Annotated in this window: 16 protein-coding genes; 5 read left to right on the forward strand and 11 right to left on the reverse strand. The window is 66.2% G+C overall.

The annotated features are described in order from the left end of the window. Positions 1-115: 115 nt before the first annotated feature. The 5 genes from thpR to ruvC form a co-directional block, all read right to left on the reverse strand. The gene (thpR, locus tag DL899_RS16245; RefSeq protein ID WP_111735408.1) at positions 116-772 is read right to left on the reverse strand and encodes an RNA 2',3'-cyclic phosphodiesterase; all 657 of its coding nucleotides are present in this window, start codon (positions 770-772) and stop codon (positions 116-118) included. Further along, complete coding sequence (locus DL899_RS16250) at positions 723-1,349, reverse strand: hypothetical protein (RefSeq protein WP_111735435.1); 627 nt, start codon at positions 1,347-1,349, stop codon at positions 723-725. The genes thpR and DL899_RS16250 overlap by 50 nt, the downstream gene beginning before the upstream one ends. A gap of 110 nt (positions 1,350-1,459) precedes the next feature. Next, entirely contained in the window at positions 1,460-2,488 is a 1,029-nt protein-coding gene (gene ruvB, locus DL899_RS16255; protein WP_111735409.1) for a Holliday junction branch migration DNA helicase RuvB, read from the reverse strand. Between the two features lie 54 nt (positions 2,489-2,542). Then, entirely contained in the window at positions 2,543-3,208 is a 666-nt protein-coding gene (ruvA, locus tag DL899_RS16260) for a Holliday junction branch migration protein RuvA (protein ID WP_111735410.1), read from the reverse strand. After that, positions 3,205-3,699 (reverse strand): crossover junction endodeoxyribonuclease RuvC, encoded by a 495-nt coding sequence (gene ruvC, locus DL899_RS16265; protein WP_111735411.1) that lies wholly within the window; start codon positions 3,697-3,699, stop codon positions 3,205-3,207. The genes ruvA and ruvC overlap by 4 nt, the downstream gene beginning before the upstream one ends. A 313-nt stretch (positions 3,700-4,012) precedes the next feature. Here ruvC and DL899_RS16270 point away from each other — a divergent pair, with 313 nt between their 5' ends. Next, on the forward strand, positions 4,013-4,201 hold the full coding sequence (locus tag DL899_RS16270; protein WP_111735412.1) for a DUF1127 domain-containing protein: 189 nt from the start codon (positions 4,013-4,015) through the stop codon (positions 4,199-4,201). A gap of 115 nt (positions 4,202-4,316) precedes the next feature. On the opposite strand, the gene DL899_RS16275 is transcribed toward DL899_RS16270, so the two are convergent. The 4 genes from DL899_RS16275 to DL899_RS16290 form a co-directional block, all read right to left on the reverse strand. Further along, positions 4,317-4,667 carry a hypothetical protein gene (locus DL899_RS16275; RefSeq protein WP_111735413.1) on the reverse strand — a complete coding sequence of 117 codons (351 nt, stop codon included), beginning with the start codon at positions 4,665-4,667 and terminating at the stop codon, positions 4,317-4,319. Between the two features lie 108 nt (positions 4,668-4,775). Beyond that, the gene (locus tag DL899_RS16280) at positions 4,776-5,666 is read right to left on the reverse strand and encodes a 50S ribosomal protein L11 methyltransferase (RefSeq protein ID WP_111735414.1); all 891 of its coding nucleotides are present in this window, start codon (positions 5,664-5,666) and stop codon (positions 4,776-4,778) included. Between the two features lie 19 nt (positions 5,667-5,685). Beyond that, positions 5,686-6,918 carry an MFS transporter gene (locus DL899_RS16285; protein ID WP_111735415.1) on the reverse strand — a complete coding sequence of 411 codons (1,233 nt, stop codon included), beginning with the start codon at positions 6,916-6,918 and terminating at the stop codon, positions 5,686-5,688. Positions 6,919-7,020: 102 nt separating this feature from the next. Then, positions 7,021-9,219 (reverse strand): primosomal protein N', encoded by a 2,199-nt coding sequence (locus DL899_RS16290; RefSeq protein ID WP_111735416.1) that lies wholly within the window; start codon positions 9,217-9,219, stop codon positions 7,021-7,023. A gap of 87 nt (positions 9,220-9,306) precedes the next feature. On the opposite strand from DL899_RS16290, the gene fsa reads away from it, so the two are divergent. The 4 genes from fsa to DL899_RS16310 all read left to right on the forward strand — a co-directional run bounded on the left by fsa (position 9,307) and on the right by DL899_RS16310 (position 12,450). Continuing rightward, positions 9,307-9,960 carry a fructose-6-phosphate aldolase gene (gene fsa / locus DL899_RS16295; protein WP_111735417.1) on the forward strand — a complete coding sequence of 218 codons (654 nt, stop codon included), beginning with the start codon at positions 9,307-9,309 and terminating at the stop codon, positions 9,958-9,960. Between the two features lie 119 nt (positions 9,961-10,079). Beyond that, positions 10,080-10,787, forward strand: a complete 708-nt coding sequence (locus tag DL899_RS16300; RefSeq protein WP_111735436.1) for a DUF484 family protein — start codon at positions 10,080-10,082, stop codon at positions 10,785-10,787. After that, a complete protein-coding gene (locus DL899_RS16305) occupies positions 10,784-11,698 on the forward strand; it encodes a tyrosine recombinase XerC (protein WP_111735418.1) in 915 nt (304 codons plus the stop codon). The genes DL899_RS16300 and DL899_RS16305 overlap by 4 nt, the downstream gene beginning before the upstream one ends. A 35-nt stretch (positions 11,699-11,733) precedes the next feature. Beyond that, positions 11,734-12,450, forward strand: a complete 717-nt coding sequence (locus tag DL899_RS16310; RefSeq protein ID WP_111735437.1) for a CDP-alcohol phosphatidyltransferase family protein — start codon at positions 11,734-11,736, stop codon at positions 12,448-12,450. Here DL899_RS16310 and DL899_RS16315 read toward each other — a convergent pair. Then, positions 12,426-13,265 (reverse strand): carbon-nitrogen hydrolase family protein, encoded by an 840-nt coding sequence (locus DL899_RS16315; protein WP_239494737.1) that lies wholly within the window; start codon positions 13,263-13,265, stop codon positions 12,426-12,428. The two genes, DL899_RS16310 and DL899_RS16315, sit on opposite strands and share 25 nt — an antisense overlap. Further along, positions 13,262-14,209, reverse strand: coding sequence for an OmpA family protein (locus DL899_RS16320; RefSeq protein ID WP_239494738.1), 948 nt, complete (start codon positions 14,207-14,209; stop codon positions 13,262-13,264). Before DL899_RS16320 ends, DL899_RS16315 begins: the two co-directional genes overlap by 4 nt. Positions 14,210-14,212 lie beyond the last annotated feature (3 nt).

Below are 14,212 nucleotides of genomic sequence, written 5' to 3' on the forward strand. Positions count from 1 at the left end.
GGCAGCAGCCCGGTGTGAATGCCCTTCCTCCACAAAAGCGACAACGCGCTCCCGAAGTGCCATAGGATGCGGTTTACCCATCTCAAACCCCCATATCTGCCCTGCAGACAGAGAATCACAGATCAAGCTTCATGGAAATCCTGAATCGTAAAGATCGCAACTCGCTATAATGCTGGCCGAGGGGATACTCGGCCAGCACCTCGTACACTACACCGCCGGGATGCAGGTGAGAGCGGTAAAGGCTGAAATGCCCGACCGGCACCGTGCCGGCATCGAAACCGCCCCAGCCCTCCAGCACCCCGGCGATGCGCTGCGTTTCCAGCGCGCTCATCCGTGCCGGGAACCGCGCCAGCGTCACATGCGGGCGAAACCGTTCGCGGGGCAGGTCTATCCCCGCGCCCCGTACTGCCGCACGCACCTTGTCGCGCAACCGAATCAGCGGCTCGCTGCGTTCGACCGCTGCATGGATCAGCACGGGCCGGCGGCCACCGAACAGGTCTACGCCCCTGACGTGCATCTCAAAAGGCGCAATGGCCAGGCCGCGCAGCGCCTCGTCGAGATGCTCCAGCGTCTCGCCCGAAACGTCGCCCAGAAAGGCCAGCGTCAGGTGCCAGTTTTCGGGCGGCACGAGGCGACCGACCTCCAGCGCGCCCTGCACATCGGCCAGGCCCGGCACCGCGGCCTCGGGCACTGGGATGGCCACGAACGCACGCACCGCCCCGTCACCCCCGGCCCAGCCGCGCCGCGAGGCGCAACGCATGACTGGAATCATCAGCCACCGCCGGCATCACCGGGTCATACCCCGCCCGGATCACATCAGCGATCTCGGGGCGCAGGATCACCCGCCCGCCATCGGGCACCCGCGCCAGCGGCGAAGCCCCGGCAAAGGCAGTGTCAGACCACAACAGCACCGTCCGCACCGCCTGGTCCAACGCCAGGGTATCCGCCGGCAGCGCGCTCAGCCCTGCATCCATACGCAAAAAGACGAACGCCGCCCGGATCGCCCAGTCGGCATCAAAGCGGAACGCCCGGTATTGGTTGGCCTTCGCCGCCTTCAGCCGGTCCAGCAATGGGCCCAGCCCCTCGATCAGCCGGTCCAGGTCGGGCACGCCGGCCAATTCGTCCCAGTCACGGACAAAGAACATCATCAGGTTGGCGCCCAGCTCCGGGTCGGTCTCGGCCATCTGGTGCCCGGCGAGCGTAACCACCGCCTCGATCGCGCCCTTGACCGTTTCCAGCGTGCGGTCATCGACGCCAAAAACCACCGGCGCGATCGGCCGCCCCCACCGGGCAAACAGATATGAGCCATCCTCGCGCGTGAACAGCGCAGCTACATCATCGGGTGTCATCGTCTCGGCCATGGCCCCCGATTAGGCGCAGGGGCCGCGTTCTGCAATCCCTGCAGGCTTCTTCTGTTTTCAAATATCCTCGCCGAAGGCATCGCCCGGAACGGGCGATTTCACTTGCCGAACAGGTCGTTATGCCCCTTGGGTCGGGGGGCATCCAGCCCCAGGTGGTGCCAGCCCCGCTGCGCCAGCATCCGCCCGCGCGGCGTGCGCTGGATAAGGCCCTGTTGCAGCAGGAACGGCTCGATCACCTCTTCCAGCGCGTCGCGGCTTTCCGACAGCGCCGCGCTCAGCGTTTCGATGCCCACCGGCCCGCCCTGATAGGCCTCGGCAATCAGCCGCAAATACCTCCTGTCAGCACCATCAAGGCCCAGCGCATCCACCCCCAGCCGGGTCAGCGCATCATCGGCCAACGCCCGGCTGATGCGCCCGCCGCCCTCGACCACGGCGAAATCGACCACCCGGCGCAGCAGCCGCCCGGCGATCCGCGGCGTGCCCCGTGACCGGCGGGAGATCTCTCTCGCGCCCTCGTCCTCGGTCGGAACGCCCAGCCGCGCGGCGTTGCGGGTGACGATCTCGTGCAGCTCGTCCTCGGTATAGAATTGCAGCCGCGTAGGGATGCCAAAGCGGTCGCGCAGCGGCGTGGTCAACAACCCCAGCCGGGTTGTCGCCCCCACCAGCGTAAAGGGCTGCAGCTCAATCCGCACGGTGCGCGCCGCCGGCCCCTCGCCGATGACGAGGTCCAGTTCGAAATCCTCCAGCGCCGGGTAAAGCACCTCTTCCACTGCCGGGTTCAGGCGGTGGATCTCGTCGATGAAAAGCACATCGCGCGCCTCGAGATTGGTCAGGATCGCGGCCAGGTCGCCGGCGCGCGCCAGCACCGGCCCCGATGTCATGCGAAAACCAACGCCCAGCTCGCGCGCCATGATCTGGGCCAGCGTCGTCTTGCCCAGTCCGGGGGGGCCATGAAACAGCGTGTGATCCATCGCTTCGCCACGGCTGCGGGCCGAGGCGATGAAGATGCGCAGGTTGGCCTTGGCCTCTGCCTGGCCGATGAAATCGTCCAGCGCCTGCGGCCGCAGGCTGCGGTCCACATCCTCGGGCAGCGGATCGGGGCGCAATGTTGGGTCAGGGCCGGTCATCGAAGCACCCCGAGGCATTGCGGAATACGAGGGATGAAAAGCGATGCCATCTCTCTACCCCTTCGGCGCCAGCAGTCTCAGCGACAGGCGGATCAGCTCCGCCGTGTCCGCGTCCGGTGCGTCGCCTGCAACTTGGGCGATGGCGCCCGCGGCCTCGCCCGGGGCATAGCCCAGGTTGGTCAGCGCCGACAGGGCCTCGGCCTGCGCGCCGGGTCCGGCGGAAACCGGGGCCGGTGCCGGCGTGACCGGGGTTTCGATGACCTCGCCGTCATCGGCCACGGGGGCGGGGCCGGCGGGAACCTTGGCCATCGCCATCACCTCTGCCGCCTTGTCCTTCAACTCGTTGACCACCCGCTGCGCGGTCTTGGGGCCGATGCCCTTGGCCGCCTTGACTGCGTTCCAGTCGCCCAGCGCGATGGCGCGGCCCACGCCCTCGGGCCCCAGCGCGCCCAGGATTGCCAGCGACGCCTTGGCGCCCACGCCCTGCACGCTCATCAACAGGCGGTGCCATTCCTTTTCCGTCAGGGTGAGAAAGCCGTAAAGCTGAAGCAGGTCCTCGCGCACCAGCAGATCGGTATAAAGCGCCACCGCCTCGCCCACCGGCGGCAGGGCGCGCAGCGTGCGTTCCGAGCAATAGACCAGGTACCCGACCCCGCGCACGTCGACCAGAACGTGATCGGACGTCGCGTAATCCAGCCGCCCGGCGATGCGACCGATCATGTCCCGACCTCTCGCAGCATGGCGGGGGTGCGGGCGTGGTGGGCATGGCAGATGGCGATCGCCAGCGCATCGGCGGCGTCGGGGCCCACGATCTCGACCCCCGGCAGCTGCATCCGCACCATGTGCGCGACCTGCCCCTTTTGCGCGTGGCCCACGCCGACCACCGTCTTTTTCACCGTGTTGGGGGCGTATTCGCCGACCATCAGCCCGAACTGCGCCGGCACCAGCATCGCGATGCCCCGCGCCTGGCCCAGCTTCAGCGTCCCGGCGCCATCCTTGTTGACAAAGGTCTGTTCGACTGCGGCGGTATCGGGGGCATGGTGCGCGATGATCTCGCTCAATTGCCGGTGCAGTGACAGCAGCCGCACGGCAAGGTCATCCCCTTCTGAGTGACAGATGCCGTTGGCGATATGGGCCAGACGGCTGCCCTCGGCGTCGATCACGCCCCACCCGAGATTTCTCAACCCGGGATCAATGCCCACGACCCGCATGTTTCGCTGCCCGCTCTTGTGTTTTCCAAGCCTTAGCACGAAACGGGAACAAAGGCCAAGCGGAATGCGCGTTTGGGAATCGGTGCGTCGCTTTCGACGCCCGGCAGGTCGCTATCGGACCGAATTTGGAAAGCCCGGAACACCCGCATAAAAAATTGTTTTTTATCAGCTACTTAATGAAATCTCAGACATGCAGGATTCGCATAGGGACTATGCAGGCGCAGCACTTGTTGCGCCTGACGCATCCGACTACCTGAGCGTCAATGCATCACACCCGCCGGCAGATGAGCCGGCGAAGAAAAGGAAATCTGTCATGGCTGTCATGGACACCACCCGCACCGCATCCCCCGCCGGCATCCGTGGCGGGCTTTTCAAGGTTTTCTCCCGCCTGGTGGCATGGAACGAAGCGCGCCGCACGCGCAAGATTCTGTCCACGCTCAGCGACCGGGAACTCGAAGATATCGGTCTGACCCGCAGCGATATCGAAGCGCTGAAATTCTGACCCCGGCGGCCCCCGGCCGCCCCGCCTGATACGAAAAAGCCCTGCGCCGGGACCACTGGCGCAGGGCTTTCCACGTTGAGAGAGATCTTTAGCGCCCGAACCCGGCGCCGTACCATCAGAACATCGGCGCCAACCTGGCCGCGATCGCCTGCGACAGCGGATCGGGGGACATGATGAATGCGCCTGCCTGCTCGACCCAGGCACCGTATTGCAGATTCAGCAGCGCGGCTTCGTAAACATCCGCACCGAGATCCGCGATAACCGCGCCCTTGAAAACCAGGAATGCCGCGACGAGAACCGCAAAACCCCTGACTGTGATTGTCGGTTCGGGGCGTTCATAGGCCAGCACGATCACGTCATCGCCGGCATGGTCTTCCAACCGGTTTAGCGCCCCCAGCGACCTGACAAATTCAAGGCCGAACCTGATAATCCGTGCGGCAGAAAGCCCCTCGTTATTCGTATTCATGATACCACCAAAAAAACCCAATTTTCCCCCACAGGAATGGTGGAACTCCTAGGGTTGGATTGTGGCAGAACTTGGGCAAATGCCCCGAAAAAAGCTGCAAATAGGCCGTTATTCCGCTTGGTTCCCGTCGCCTTTCCGGAGAATCAAGGTCGTCCAATCACCAATCACCAGCCGGTCGCAAAGACTGTTTCCCAAACCGCAATAACGGTCGATCACCTCGTCCGCCTGGGTATTCAGGATGCCGGACAGAATCACAAATCCGCCCGATTCGAGCGAATCCATGACCGCCGGAGCAAGCATGATCAGCGGCCCCTTGAGGATATTCGCAAGGACCAGATCAAAGGGCGCGGCGGCGGCCAGCGCTGGGTGATCCATCCCTTCGGCCTCGACACATCTCACCCGGCCGCTCAGTCCGTTCGCTTTCGTGTTGGCCTGTGCCACCTCGACCGCAACCAGGTCGATATCGCTGGCCAGAACCGTTGCATCGGGCCACGCACGCGCCGCCGCCATCGCCAGCACCGCCGTACCGCACCCCAGGTCAAGCACGCTGCGGGCCAACAGCCCATCCGTGATCAGCCCGTCAAGCGCCTGCAGACAGCCCTGTGTGGTGCCGTGATGGCCGGTGCCGAATGCCATCGACGCCTCGATCAGCAGCGCAACCGCATCTGCGGGCACCTTGTCGGCGTCGTGACTGCCATAGACAAAGAAACGCCCCGCCTCGACCGGCGTCAGTTCGCGCCGCACCTTGGCGACCCAATCGGTTTCGGGCAGCTCCGACACCACAAAATCGGCCGCACCGTGCATCGCCGCCAACAGCGCCAGCCCTGCCCGGTCAGGTTTTGCCTCGAAATAGGCGCCAACCTCCCACAGACCCGAGCCGTCCTCGATCTCGAAGCTGCCGACGCCGGTGGGCTCGGGCGTCAGGTTCTCCAGCGCTTCGGCCAGCCGTTCGGCGGCGTCCTGTCCGGCAAGGGTCGTCAATGCGGTAAAGGTCGGCATGTTATGGCTTTCGTTCAGGTCATTCGGCCGGGGCGGGGGCCGTGCGAGTCAGGATTGTCTCGTGCCCGGGCTCCGGGTGGCGCGGGATGAGCATCGCCAGCGACAGCGAGGTGCCCGCCATCCCCGCAGCCAGCAGGAACACCGCCCCCGGCGAGATCAGCCACAGATAGCCCAACCCGGCGGGCAGGAACACCGCTGCAATATGGTTGATGGTAAAGGCCACGGCGGCGGTGGGCGCGATGTCGCCGGGATCGGCGATCTTTTGAAAATAGGTCTTCAGCGCCAGCGCCAGGGCAAAGAACAAGTGGTCGATCACATATAGCCCCGCCGCCAGCACCACGCCCCAGCCGAAATAGTAGATGCCGCCATAGGCCAGAAAGACGATCACCAGCCCGGCATATTCGAAAAGCAGCGTCGCCCGTTCGCCGTAACGATAGACCGCCTGCCCCATCATCGGGGCAAAGATCATGTTGGCAACAAGGTTGATCAGGAACAGCGCCGTGACCTCGTGCACCGCAAATCCGAACTTTTCGACCATCATGAACCCGGCGAAGACGACGAATATCTGCCGCCGCGCCCCGGCCATGAACTGCAACAGGTAGTAAAGCCAGTACCGCCGCCGCAGCACCATCCGCTTGACCTGCGGGTTGGGCGCCTCGAACTGTGGATAAGCGATCAGGCAGAACAGCGCCACCGCCGCAGTGAACCCGCCCGCCAGCATGTAGACGATGTTGTAGGTCAGGTTCAGTGGCTCCCACAGCGCGACGATCAGGCCATAGGCCACCAGCGTCGCCGCCGACCCCGCCGCCAACAGCCAACCCAGTATCTTGGGCGCACGCAGCTTGTTCAGCCATTGCAGTTGCAGCGACTGGTTGACCGTTTCGTAATAGTGAAATCCGATCGAGCTGAGCATGGTGATGGTCAGGATACCGCCCAGGGTGGGAAACCAGGCGGTCATCGCCGTGGCCACCCCCAACAGCGTCAGCGAGACGAGCCCCAGCACCTGTTCGCGCACGAAGATGATGATCGCGATCACGCCGATGGCCAGGAAACCGGGGATTTCGCGCACGGTATGCAGCCAGCCGATATCCGAGCCATCGAACCCCGCCACATCGATCACGAAGTTGTTGAGCAGGGCCGACCATGTGGCAAAGGCCACCGGCATCGCCGCCGCCATAAGGAACAGCAGCACCATGGGGCGGCGCCAGCGCGGCAGGTGGCGCGCCTCAGCCAGGGGCAATGTGCGTGTCATGTTTTCGCTTTACGCCGATCCGCCGGGCTTGGCGAGGGGTTTGCATGTGCGCGCCCGCACCCGAATACCTGCACCCCGAAACAGGCCCGGACACCCTGCCGCCTAGAAAAAGCTTTGCGGGTCGATATCGACGCTCAGGCGGAACCGGGGCGAGCCGCGCACCGGCGCGATCCATTCGGAAATCGGACCCTGCAGCGCCACCCCCTTGGGCGCCTTGACCAGCAGGCGCACGCGGTGGCGGCCGCGGACCCGCGCGATGGGGGCCGGGGCGGGGCCGAAGACCTGCGCGCCGACGGCCGTCAGCGGCCCGGCATTGCGCGCCAGCTGGTTGCCGATATCAAAGGCCTCCTGCAGATCGGTCGAGGACAGGATGATCCCCGCCATGCGCCCGAAGGGGGGCACGCCGGCCTGGCGGCGTTCCCCGGCCTCGGCCCGCCAGAACCCTTCCTCGTCGCCCGACAGGATCGCGCGGATAACAGGGTGTTCGGGCTGGTGGGTCTGCACCAGCGCCGTGCCGGGCCTGTCGCCCCGCCCGGCCCGGCCCGCAACCTGCCGGATCAGTTGAAAGCTGCGCTCGGCGGCGCGCAGGTCGGACCCCTGCAACCCCAGATCGGCGTCGATCACCCCCACCAGGGTGAGGTTGGGAAAGTTGTGCCCCTTGGCCACCAGCTGGGTGCCGATGATGATGTCGGCGCCACCCGCCGCGATGTCGGCAATCTGTTCCTTCAGCGCCCGGGCGGACCCGAACAGGTCGGATGACAGCGTTGCAATCCGCGCATCGGGGAACAGCTCTGCCGCCTCGTCAGCCAGCCGTTCGACACCGGGCCCCACCGCCGCCAGCCGCCCCTCGACCCCGCAGGCGGGACAGGCCGGCGGCATCGGCGCGGTCTCGCCGCACTGGTGGCACATCAGCCGGCCCAGGAACCGATGCTCGACCATCCGCGCGTCGCAGTGCGCACAGCCGATCTGATGCCCGCAGGCGCGGCAGACGGTGACCGGCGCATAGCCCCGGCGATTGAGGAACAAGAGCGCCTGCTCACCCGCCGCCAGCCGCGCCTGCACCGCCTGTTGCAGGCTGGGCGAAATCCACCTGCCCGCCGGCAGCTTTTCGGCCCGCAGGTCGATGGCGCGCATCTCGGGCAGCACCGCCGCGCCCACACGGGCTGACAGGTCCAGCCGGGTGTATTTCCCCGCCTCGGCGTTGGCCCAGCTTTCCAGGCTGGGCGTGGCCGAGGCCAGCACCACCTGCGCGCCGCACAGGCTGGCGCGCAGCACCGCCATGTCGCGGGCGTTGTACAGCACGCCCTCCTCCTGCTTGTAGGAATTGTCGTGCTCTTCATCCACGACGATCAGGCCAAGGTCGCGGAACGGCAGGAACAGGGCCGACCGCGCGCCGACAACCACCTGGCAGCCGCCTTGCCCGGCCATCTTCCAGATCCGCCGACGCTCGGTCATGGTGACGCCGGAATGCCATTCGGGGGTGCGCACGCCGAACCGCGCCTCGATCCGGGCCAGGAATTCGGCCGTCAGCGCGATTTCGGGCAGCAGCACCAGCGCCTGCCGCCCGCGCGCCAGGGTTTCGGCCACGGCCTCCAGATAGACCTCGGTCTTGCCTGATCCGGTAACGCCACGCAAAAGCGTGGTGCCATAGCCGCCCGTCCGCACCGCCGCGCGCAAGGCATCCGCCGCGACGCGCTGTTCATCCGTCAGCGCCACGCCGGCGCGGTCGGGGTCGAGGCGCGGATAGGGGGTGTCGCGCGGGGTGTCTTCCTCTTGCAGGGCGCCGTGTTGGGCCAGCCCCTTGACGACCGAGGGCGAAACCCCGGCCTCGTCGCTCAGCTCGCGCAGGGTGACGCCCAGCCCGCCATAGCGCGCCGCCGCCTCCATCACCCTGCGGCGGGCGTCGGTCATGCGATCCGGCGCATCATCGCCGGGGCGGTAGACCTTGCGCATGGATGGCGGGTCGGCCAGCCCCGGCGCGCGGGTGGCCAATCGCAGCATCGCCGACATGGGCGTCAGCGTATAGTCGCCCGCGCGGGTCAGAAAGGCCTGCATCTCTTCGCGCATCGGCGCCAGGTCCAGCACCCGGATCACCGGGCGGATCTTCGAGATGTCGAAATCGCCCTTCCCCGGCCCCCAGACCACGCCCAGCACCTTGCGCGGGCCCAGCGGCACCTCGACAAAGGCGCCGGCCAGGCAGCCGCCTTCGGGCGCGCGGTAATCCAGCACCCGGTTGATCGGCTGCGCCGTCAGGACGCCGACAAGCTCGCCTTCGGCGAAAAATCCCGGAGCATTGGCCAAGCAGCCCTCCTTTCAAGGGTTTCGGCGGGGTTCACCATGAGGTAAACGCAAAGCGCAAAAACCCCAAGACGCCAGAGAGGCCATGCCATGAAGTTTTTCGTAGATACCGCCGATGTAGCTGCCATCGCCGAGCTGAACGACCTCGGCATGGTCGACGGAGTAACGACGAACCCGTCGCTTATCATGAAATCGGGACGCGACATCACCGAGGTGACGAAAGAGATCGCCGAGATGATCGAAGGCCCCGTCAGCGCCGAGGTGGTCGCGCTGGAGGCCGACGCGATGGTGGCCGAGGGTCGCAAGCTGGCCCAGATCGCACCCAACATCGCCGTCAAGGTGCCGCTGACCTGGGACGGGCTCAAGGCCTGTCGGCAGCTTTCGTCCGAGGGCCATACCGTCAACGTCACGCTGTGCTTTTCGGCCAACCAGGCGCTGCTGGCGGCCAAGGCGGGGGCGAGCTTTATCAGCCCGTTCATCGGCCGGCTGGACGACATCAACCTGGACGGGATGCAACTGATCGCCGATATCCGCCAGATCTATGACAACTACGATTTCGAAACCGAAATCCTGGCCGCCTCGATCCGCACCGTGAACCACGCCTTCGAGGCCGCGCGCATCGGTTCCGACATCATGACCGCCCCGCCCGAGGTGATCCGCAAGATGGCCCAGCACCCGCTGACCGACAAGGGGCTGGAGGCGTTCCTGAAGGATTGGGAAAAGACCGGGCAGAAAATCCTCTGACCACCGGCGGGGGCGCAGGGGCGCCCTCGTCTTTCTTCTAGGGCAAATTTTTGCGGCAAAACCGGGCACCTTCTGCTAGAGTGATGGAAAAGCAAAGAAACAAAGAGCACGAGGCAAGAATGAGCAGCCGTCCGGCCATGACCGACAATCTGCGTGAAAAGATCATCGCGCAGCCCGACGTGATTCTCGAAGACCGCGACCTGATGCGCGCGCTCATCGCTGCCAACGACCGGGCGAAGGGCGGCAACATCGTCGATCTGCGCGGCATCGCCATGGAACGGCTGGAGGCGCGGCTTGCCCGGCTGGAAGATACCCACCGCAGCGTCATCGCGGCGGCCTATGAAAACCTTGCCGGCACCAATCAGGTGCATCGGGCGATCCTGCGCATGCTCGACCCGGTCGAGTTCGAGCAGTTCCTGCGCGACCTGGGCGGCGAGGTGGCCGATATCCTGCGCGTGGACAGCGTGCGGCTGGTGCTGGAATCGGCACAGGACGGCGACGAGCCGGCGGTGCAGCGGCTGGATGACGTGCTCGGCATTGCCGGGCCGGGTTTCGTGAACGACTACCTGGCGCAGGGCCAGCGCGGCGGCGCGCGCCAGGTCACGTTGCGCCAACTGGCCGAGGGCGATGCGCGCATCTATGGCCCGGCGGCCCAGCATATCCGGTCAGAGGCCTGCCTGCTGCTGGATTTCGGACCCGGCCGCCTGCCCGGGATGCTGGCGATGGGGGCGGAGGATCCGCACCAGTTCAGCCCGCAACAGGGCACCGACCTGCTGGCCTTTTTCGCGGGCGTCTTTGAACGGGCCATGCGGCGCTGGTTGTCATGATCTCGCCGGCAGCGCAAACCGCGCTGCAGGACTGGCTGAGCGCGCAAAAGGCCATGAAGGGCGCCTCGGCCAACACCATCGCGGCCTACAGCCACGACCTGACGCATTTCCTGGCCTTCATGACCCGCCACCGGGGCGAGGAACAGGGCCTTACCCGCCTCGCCACCGTCGGCGTGCCCGAGATGCGCGCATGGATGGCCGCCTGCCGGTCCGAGGGGCTGGGCGCACGGTCGCTGGCGCGGCGGCTGTCGGCGGTCAAAAGCTTTTATCGCTGGCTGTCACGGCGCCAGAGCTTTGACGCCACCGCCGTTCTGGCCACCCGCACGCCCCGGTTCGAACGCAAGCTGCCAAGGCCGCTGTCGGTCGATGCGGCGCGCGACCTGATCGATAATTGCGAACTGGAATCCCAGACCCCCTGGGTCGCCGCCCGCGATGCGGCGGTGGTGACGCTGCTTTATGGCTGCGGTCTGCGAATTTCCGAGGCGCTGTCCCTGACCGGCGCCGAATTGCCGCTGGGCGAGGTGCTGCGCATCACCGGCAAGGGCGGCAAGGAACGCATCGTGCCGGTGATCGCCCCGGCCCGCGCGGCGGTGGCGGAATATGCCCGGCTCTGCCCATATGAGCACGACGCGCAGATGCCGCTCTTTCGCGGGGTGCGCGGTGGCGCGCTGGGCCCCCGCGCGGTGCAGAAACTGGTGGCGGGGGTACGCACCCGGCTGGGCCTGCCCGCCAGCGTGACTCCGCACGCCATGCGCCACAGCTTTGCCACCCACCTGCTGAATGCAGGCGGCGACCTGCGCGCCATCCAGGAACTGCTTGGTCATGCCTCGCTGTCGACGACGCAGGCCTATACCGCTGTCGATACCGTGCACCTGATGGAGGTCTATCGCCGCGCCCACCCCAAAGCATGATTGAACCGTGCCGGGAATTCGGCCATGACAAAAGCATGACATCTCAGACCAAGGCTTTGCTGGTTCACCTTTTCACCGCCACCGGGGCAGTGCTGGCCATGCTGGCCATGCTGGCGGCTGTCGACGGGAAATGGAGCCTGATGTTCCTGTGGCTGGTGGTGGCGTTTGCCGTCGACGGCATCGACGGGCCGCTGGCGCGCCACTATCACGTCAAGAAATACGCCCCACGTATCGATGGCGTTCTGCTCGACCTGATCATCGACTATCTGACCTATGTCTTCATCCCCGCTTTTGCGCTGTTCAAGTCGGGCCTGTTGCCGGGCTGGACCGGCTGGTTCGCGATCATCGTCATCACCTATGCCAGCGCCGTCTATTTCGCCGACGACCGGATGAAGACCGAAGATAACTCGTTCCACGGGTTTCCCGGCTGCTGGAACATGCTGGTGCTGGTGCTATTCGCGGTCGAACCCAGCTTTTGGCTGATCCTGATCCTGGTGGTGGCGATGGCGGTGGCGATGTTCCTGCCTCTCAAGTTCATCCACCCTGCGCGCACGGTGCGCTGGCGGCTGTTGTCGCTGCCTGTGGCGATGGCCTGGACGTTCTTTGCCGGCTGGGCGGCCTGGGTCGATTTCCACCCCGAAAGCTGGGCGCATTGGGGGCTGGTGGCAACCAGCCTCTACCTGCTGCTGGCGGGGATGGTGCAGCAGGTCATCCCGCCGCGCAACCGTCAGTCGCAGGGCAACGCGTCGTAGTCGGGCAGCCGGTCGGCCAGAAAGCTGTAGCTTTCCCGCGCCGCGAGAATCTCATCGGTCGAGACCTCGAACCGGCGCAGTTCCTCGCGGCTGGCGTCGAACCGCTCCATCGGGCGGGTTTCGTCCATCCATGGCCGGCAAAAGGCCGATCCGCCATAGTCGCGCCCGGCGCGGTTGAGGCTGAGCAGGAATAACTGGTTCTCCAGCGCCCGCGCGGTGATGAAATCATGCCAGGTGGCAAAGCTCTCATCGCGGAAATAGGCGCCACAATGCAGGATCAGCCCGACCCGGTGGCGCAACGCCAGGCTGCGCGACAACTCAGGGATGCGGATGTCGTAGCAGATGATCGGCGCGCAGGTGATCCCGGCTACGTCGAATGTCAGCAGGTGGTCGCCAGCGGCAAAGTAGTCCTTTTCCACCCCCGCGCCGTACTGGCACAGGTGCAGCTTGTCATAAACGCCGATGCAATCGCCATCCGGTCCCGCCACGGCGGTGCTGATGAAACGCCGCCCGCCTTCGGCCCGGGCAAAGCCAAAGACCACATGCACCCCATGCGTCCGCGCCACCGCCGACCAGGCCGCCAGCGACGGCCCGTTCAGGGGTTCAGCCAGCGCATCGAGATGGGCAAAGGCCCCGCTGCCGTAGTCGATGCTGGAAAGCTCAGGCAGCACCACCAGGTCGGCCGGCGCGCGGGCCAGCTCATCGGACACCAACCGCGTTGTGCGCGTCAGGTGCGCGTCGCGGTCGGCGGTGCAGGTCATGGCGGGCACGTCGATCTGGCAGGCCAGCAGGCGCAGTTTCCCGGTTGCGGTCATCCGCCGCCGCCGCTGAGCAGAACTGCCTCGACCCGGCGGTTGGCCTCACGCCCCGCCGGGGTGGTGTTGGGGGCGACGGGGGCCAGGTAGCCCGCGCCGTGTGCCTCCATCTGCGCACGATCGGCTCCATACGTCTGAACCAACCGTTCCAGAACGGCGCTTGCGCGTTCGCGCGACAGGGCCATGTTGGTGTCCAGCCCGCCCACCGCGTCGGTGTGGCCGACCAGCGCAATCCGGCGGGTGTCACCCCCGGCAAGATACGCCGCCAGCGCCGAAAGTGAGACATAAGGCCCCTGGCCCAGCGCCGCCGCGCCACTGGCGAAATCCAGGTCGCCCAGGACGACATGCCCTTGCGAAACCAGCTGCGCCACGACCGCGCTTGCCGGCACGCCTGGCGGGGGCGGTGCGACCGGTGTGGCGGCGACAACCGGCACCGTCTGTGCCCCCGCGGCGACCAGCTGGACATAGCCGGCGCCGCCGCTCACGCTGACCAGGCAGGAAATGAATTCGGCGCCGTTGCCGTTGCGCCTCTGCGCCGCCAGAAAACGGAAATCGAACAGATCGACCAGCATGTCGGGCGCCGGCAGAACCTCGGTGCTGAACCGAAAGTCGAAGCCGCCGCATTGATCGGCCACGCAGTCAAAAACGATGTCATAGCCCGCCGCCGCAAGCTGTTCGCGCAGAGGCGCGATCAGTTGCAACGTCGTGACCTCACCGTTCACGATGCGCCACGCTTGCCGGGTGATCTGGCCCTCGATCTCCTGCACGGGCAGAACGCCGTCGGCAAATGGACCCACCGGCAGGAAATAGGTGTCGGCGGGCTGCATCTCTTCGCGGGTGAGTTCGGCCTCGCCGGGCAGGTTCAGTTCCAGCGCGCGCACCGGCACGGCGAATGCCGCCAGCACGGCCACAGGCAGGCAGAGCGCGCGCAGCCCCCCCGACACCGA

Origin of the sequence: Roseovarius amoyensis (genome assembly GCF_003260265.1) — a bacterium.
GTDB lineage: Bacteria > Pseudomonadota > Alphaproteobacteria > Rhodobacterales > Rhodobacteraceae > Roseovarius > Roseovarius amoyensis.

What these genes read in the sequence shown, in the direction of transcription:
- DL899_RS16275 (WP_111735413.1), bottom strand. Translation starts at nt 4,667, where the DNA reads ATGAATACGAATAACGAGGGGCTTTCTGCCGCACGGATTATCAGGTTC.
- DL899_RS16270 (WP_111735412.1), top strand. Translation starts at nt 4,013, where the DNA reads ATGGCTGTCATGGACACCACCCGCACCGCATCCCCCGCCGGCATCCGT.
- DL899_RS16250 (WP_111735435.1), bottom strand. Translation starts at nt 1,349, where the DNA reads ATGACACCCGATGATGTAGCTGCGCTGTTCACGCGCGAGGATGGCTCA.
- DL899_RS16310 (WP_111735437.1), top strand. Translation starts at nt 11,734, where the DNA reads ATGACATCTCAGACCAAGGCTTTGCTGGTTCACCTTTTCACCGCCACC.
- thpR (WP_111735408.1), bottom strand. Translation starts at nt 772, where the DNA reads ATGATTCCAGTCATGCGTTGCGCCTCGCGGCGCGGCTGGGCCGGGGGT.
- ruvA (WP_111735410.1), bottom strand. Translation starts at nt 3,208, where the DNA reads ATGATCGGTCGCATCGCCGGGCGGCTGGATTACGCGACGTCCGATCAC.
- DL899_RS16305 (WP_111735418.1), top strand. Translation starts at nt 10,784, where the DNA reads ATGATCTCGCCGGCAGCGCAAACCGCGCTGCAGGACTGGCTGAGCGCG.
- ruvB (WP_111735409.1), bottom strand. Translation starts at nt 2,488, where the DNA reads ATGACCGGCCCTGACCCAACATTGCGCCCCGATCCGCTGCCCGAGGAT.
- ruvC (WP_111735411.1), bottom strand. Translation starts at nt 3,699, where the DNA reads ATGCGGGTCGTGGGCATTGATCCCGGGTTGAGAAATCTCGGGTGGGGC.
- fsa (WP_111735417.1), top strand. Translation starts at nt 9,307, where the DNA reads ATGAAGTTTTTCGTAGATACCGCCGATGTAGCTGCCATCGCCGAGCTG.
- DL899_RS16315 (WP_239494737.1), bottom strand. Translation starts at nt 13,265, where the DNA reads ATGACCGCAACCGGGAAACTGCGCCTGCTGGCCTGCCAGATCGACGTG.
- DL899_RS16300 (WP_111735436.1), top strand. Translation starts at nt 10,080, where the DNA reads ATGAGCAGCCGTCCGGCCATGACCGACAATCTGCGTGAAAAGATCATC.
- DL899_RS16280 (WP_111735414.1), bottom strand. Translation starts at nt 5,666, where the DNA reads ATGCCGACCTTTACCGCATTGACGACCCTTGCCGGACAGGACGCCGCC.
- DL899_RS16285 (WP_111735415.1), bottom strand. Translation starts at nt 6,918, where the DNA reads ATGACACGCACATTGCCCCTGGCTGAGGCGCGCCACCTGCCGCGCTGG.